The following is a 4,530-nucleotide window of genomic DNA, read 5'->3' on the forward strand; positions in this document are numbered from 1 at the left end:
GGGGGAGCTTCTTCGGCAGGGAGGAGATCGGCTCGAAGTCGTCGCCCAGGGGGTGGCCCGGCAGGGACTCCAGCTTCTGCATGACCGTACGGCCGATGTGCCGGAACGTCGTCCACTTGCCGCCCGCGACGGACAGCATCCCGCCGCGCCCCTCGGTGACGACGGTTTCGCGCTTCGCCTTGGCGGTGTCGCCGGGCCCGCCGGGCAGGACGCGCAGGCCCGCGAACGCGTACGTGATGTTCTCGCGGGCGAGCTGCTGGTCCCGGACGGAGAACGCGGCCTCGTCGAGGATCTGCGCCGTGTCCTTCTCGGTCACGGACACGTCCGCCGGGTCGCCCTCGTACTCCTCGTCCGTCGTCCCGAGGAGCAGCATGTCCTCCCAGGGCAGCGCGAACGTGATGCGGTACTTGTCGATCGGCGTCGCCAGCGCGGCCTTCCACGGGGAGGTCCGCTTGAGGACGAGGTGCGCGCCCTTGGAGAGGCGGATGGAGGGCGCCGCGTTCGGGTCCTCCATCTTGCGCAGGTGGTCCACCCAGGGGCCGGTCGCGTTGAGGACGAGACGCGCGTTGACCCCGAACTCGTCACCGGAGACCCGGTCCTTGAGGTCGGCGCCGGTCACCCGGCCGTTGGTGAACCGCAGGCCGGTGACCTCGGCGTGGTTGAGGACGGCCGCGCCCGCCTCGACGGCGCCGCGCACCGTCATCAGCGCCATGCGCGCGTCGTTCATCTGGTCGTCGCCGTACACCGCGACGGCCTTGAGGTTCTCGGTGCGCAGCTCCGGCACGTCCTGCGCCGCCTTCGCGGGGGACAGCAGGTGGCCGACGCCGTCGCCGAACGCGGAGAGCGCGGAGTAGGCGAACACGCCCGCCCCGAGCTTCGCCGCGCCGTGCGGCCCGCCCTTGTAGACGGGCAGGTAGAACGTGAGCGGGTTCGCCAGGTGGGGGGCCACCTGACGGGACACCGCGCGCCGCTCGAAGTGGTTCTCCGCCACCAGCTTCACCGCGCCGGTCTGCAAGTAGCGCAGACCGCCGTGGAGCAGCTTGGAGGAGGCGGAGGAGGTGGCGCCGGCGAAGTCGCCGGCGTCGACCAGCGCCACCCGCAGACCGGACTGCGCGGCGTGCCAGGCGGTGGAGATGCCCAGGATGCCGCCGCCGATCACGAGGAGGTCGTACGACGCCTTGGAGAGCTGTTCCCGGGTCTCGGCGCGGCTCGGGTTGGAGCCGGAGGCCGGGCGCGTCCCCAGGGCAGGCACGGTCTGGAGGGTGGGCTGACTGGTCATGTCGGGTTCTTACTCCTCATCAGAGCTCGAAGCGGGGGGTTCGCTTCAGCTCTCGTCCTCGATCCAGCCCATGGTCCGCTCGACGGCCTTGAGCCAGGTCTTGTACTCACGGTCGCGGGTCTCCGCGTCCATGCGGGGGGTCCACTCGGCGGCCCGGCGCCAGTTGGCGCGCAGGTCGTCGGTGCTGGTCCAGAAGCCGACGGCGAGGCCGGCGGCGTAGGCGGCGCCGAGGCAGGTCGTCTCGGCGACCATCGGGCGCACCACCGGCGCGTCCACGAAGTCCGAGAGGGTCTGCATCAGCAGGTTGTTGGAGGTCATGCCGCCGTCGACCTTGAGGGCCGCGAGCTCGACGCCGGAGTCCTTCGTCATGGCGTCGGTGATCTCACGGGTCTGCCAGGCCGTGGCCTCCAGGACGGCGCGCGCGAGGTGCGCCTTCGTGACGTACCGGGTCAGGCCGGCGATCACGCCGCGGGCGTCGGAGCGCCAGTGCGGGGCGAACAGGCCGGAGAACGCCGGGACGAAGTAGGCGCCGCCGTTGTCCTCGACGGACAGGGCGAGCGTCTCGATCTCGGCGGCGGTGGAGATGAGGCCCATCTGGTCGCGCATCCACTGCACCAGCGAACCGGTGACCGCGATCGAGCCCTCCAGGGCGTAGACCGGGGCCTGGTCGCCGATGCGGTAGCCGACCGTGGTGAGCAGCCCGGAGTACGAGTTGATGATCTTCTCGCCGGTGTTCATGAGCATGAACGTGCCGGTGCCGTACGTGGACTTGGCCTCGCCCTCGGAGAAACAGGTCTGGCCGAACAGGGCCGCCTGCTGGTCGCCGAGTGCGGAGGCGACCGGGATGCCGCCGAGCAGCTCGCCGAGGGAGCCGCCGGTGACCTCGCCGTACACCTCGGCGGAGGAGCGGATCTCGGGGAGCATCTGCATCGGCACGCCGATGGACTCGGCGATCTTCTCGTCCCACGCGAGGGTGTGCAGGTTCATCAGCATCGTGCGGGAGGCGTTGGTGACGTCGGTGTAGTGCTTGCCGCCGTTCACACCGCCCGTCAGGTTCCAGATGACCCAGGTGTCCATCGTGCCGAAGAGGATGTCGCCCGCCTCGGCGCGCTCGCGCAGGCCCTCGACGTTGTCGAGCAGCCAGCGGGCCTTGGGGCCGGCGAAGTAGGAGGCCAGCGGGAGGCCGGTCTCGCGGCGGAAGCGGTCCTGGCCGACGTTGCGGCCCAGCTCCTTGCAGAGGGCGTCCGTACGCGTGTCCTGCCAGACGATCGCGTTGTGGACGGGCTCACCGGTGTTCTTGTCCCACAGCAGCGTCGTCTCGCGCTGGTTGGTGATGCCGATGGCCTTGATGTCGTCGCGCGTGATGCCCGCCTTGGCGATGGCGCCGGCGACGACCTCCTGGACGTTCGTCCAGATCTCGTTCGCGTCGTGCTCGACCCAGCCCGGCTTCGGGAAGATCTGCTCGTGCTCCTTCTGGTCGACCGAGACGATCCGGCCGTCCTTGTCGAAGACGATGCAGCGGCTGGAGGTGGTGCCCTGGTCGATCGCGGCGATGAACGGGCCGGTGGTGTGAGCGTCGGTCACTGTCTGCTCCTGGAGATTCCGTGGTTATGGGGCTTGACGATCGGCGTTCGCCGAGAGTTTCGAAAACCCGTACCTCGTACGGGTGAAACCCGCGGCTGTCAGACGAACGCGACGTTGTAGAGACCCGCGGCGAGAGCGGCGCCGACGAGCGGGCCGACCACCGGGATCCAGGCGTAGCCCCAGTCGGAACCGCCCTTGTTGGGCAGCGGCAGGAGCGCGTGCACGATGCGCGGACCGAGGTCACGGGCCGGGTTGATCGCGTAGCCGGTCGGGCCACCGAGGGACAGACCGACCGCGACGACCACGAAGGAGGTGATCAGGGCGCCGACCACACCGAGGCCCTTGCCGCTGTCGTTGAGGCCCTGCGCCAGGATCGCGATCACCAGGACGAACGTACCGATGATCTCCGTGGCGAGGTTCTGCCAGACCACCCGGATCTCCGGGCCGGTGGAGAAGACGCCCAGGACCGGGCCCGCGCCCTGTTCCCGCGCCTCGATGGCCTTGGTGGCCGTCGTGTCCGTGTCGCCGACGATCTCCTTGTCGGTGAGGTGCGCGTGGAAGTGGCCGTAGTAGGCGATCCACACCAGGGCCGCGCCGATCATGGCGCCGAGCAGCTGTCCGCCCCAGTAGATCGGGACGTCGCTCCAGTCGATGCCGTCCTTCTTGAGCGCGAGCGCCAGGGTCACGGCCGGGTTGAGATGCGCACCGGAGAGCGGTCCGGTGGTGTAGGCGGCCGTCAGAACGGCAAAACCCCACCCGAAGGTGATGGCGAGCCAGCCGGCGTTACGGGCTTTCGAGCCCTTGAGTACCACGGCCGCGACCACGCCGCCGCCGAGCAGGATGAGCAGGGCGGTACCGATGGTCTCGCCGATGAAGATGTCGGAGCTGGACACCCGCGACTCCTTTGTCCTTCGTCCAGGGGAAGCCGAACCCCGGGTCCCTCCGGGAGTTCCGTGCCCTCGGGGTGAGAGCGATGCCGGCCCTTGGCACTGTCACACTCTAGCGCGTATTGCCGGTAGGTGTTCGACAATGCCGACCGATGGACGGGAGTCTTGTCGCGGCGTGACGCGTGAGTCAAGAGTTCTGTTATCGGAAACGCGATCGTTATTGATAGTCATGGGTTATTGATCTTCGCGAGATCAGCCCGAATCTGACCGCTTATGTCCGGATCAGGGTATGCCGAGAACCGGAACGTCGCCCGACGCCCCGGTGGCTCTCACATACTTCTCAGACCCCGCCCGCACACATCAGAACCTGCCCGCACCCAGATCCCGCGACACCGCACGCGCGCAGTCCCGCACCGAAGCGATCAGCTCGGGCCGCAGCTCCCCGTCCGGACACACCCGCTCCACCGCGCCGGTGATCCCCACCGCGCCCACCGGCATCCGCCGCCGGTCGTGGACCGGCGCCGCCACCGACGCGACGCCCTCCCAGGTCTCCTCCACGTCCGCCGCGTACCCACGCGCGCGCGTGATGTCGAGGACCTGCTCGAACACCTTCGGATCGCACACCGTACGGTCCGTGAACGCCCTGCGCTCCGACTCCAGCGCCTCGCTGTGCGCGACCGGGTCGTACGCCGCCAGCACCTTGCCCAGCGCCGTCGAGTGCAGCGGCTGCATCGCCCCGATCTCCAGCACCTGCCGGCTGTCGTCCGGCCGGAACACGTG

The 4,530-nt window shown here is 69.4% G+C and carries 4 protein-coding genes; all 4 read right to left on the minus strand.

All coding sequences use genetic code 11. The features are described 5' to 3' along the window. Positions 1 to 1,279 (minus strand): glycerol-3-phosphate dehydrogenase/oxidase (locus tag AOK24_RS08700; protein WP_055719477.1); only part of this gene is annotated, 1,279 nt, incomplete at its 3' end. Positions 1,280 to 1,324: 45 nt separating this feature from the next. Further along, entirely contained in the window at positions 1,325 to 2,863 is a 1,539-nt protein-coding gene (gene glpK, locus AOK24_RS08705) for a glycerol kinase GlpK (RefSeq protein WP_055719478.1), read from the minus strand. 98 nt (positions 2,864 to 2,961) lie between these two features. Continuing rightward, on the minus strand, positions 2,962 to 3,756 hold the full coding sequence (locus AOK24_RS08710; RefSeq protein WP_055719479.1) for an MIP/aquaporin family protein: 795 nt from the start codon (positions 3,754 to 3,756) through the stop codon (positions 2,962 to 2,964). 354 nt (positions 3,757 to 4,110) lie between these two features. Continuing rightward, positions 4,111 to 4,530, minus strand: a 420-nt coding sequence (locus AOK24_RS08715; protein ID WP_206191164.1) for an IclR family transcriptional regulator C-terminal domain-containing protein, incomplete at its 5' end; no start/stop codon positions are given.

The sequence above is a fragment of the Streptomyces niveiscabiei genome, from assembly GCF_001419795.1.
Taxonomy (GTDB): domain Bacteria; phylum Actinomycetota; class Actinomycetes; order Streptomycetales; family Streptomycetaceae; genus Streptomyces; species Streptomyces niveiscabiei.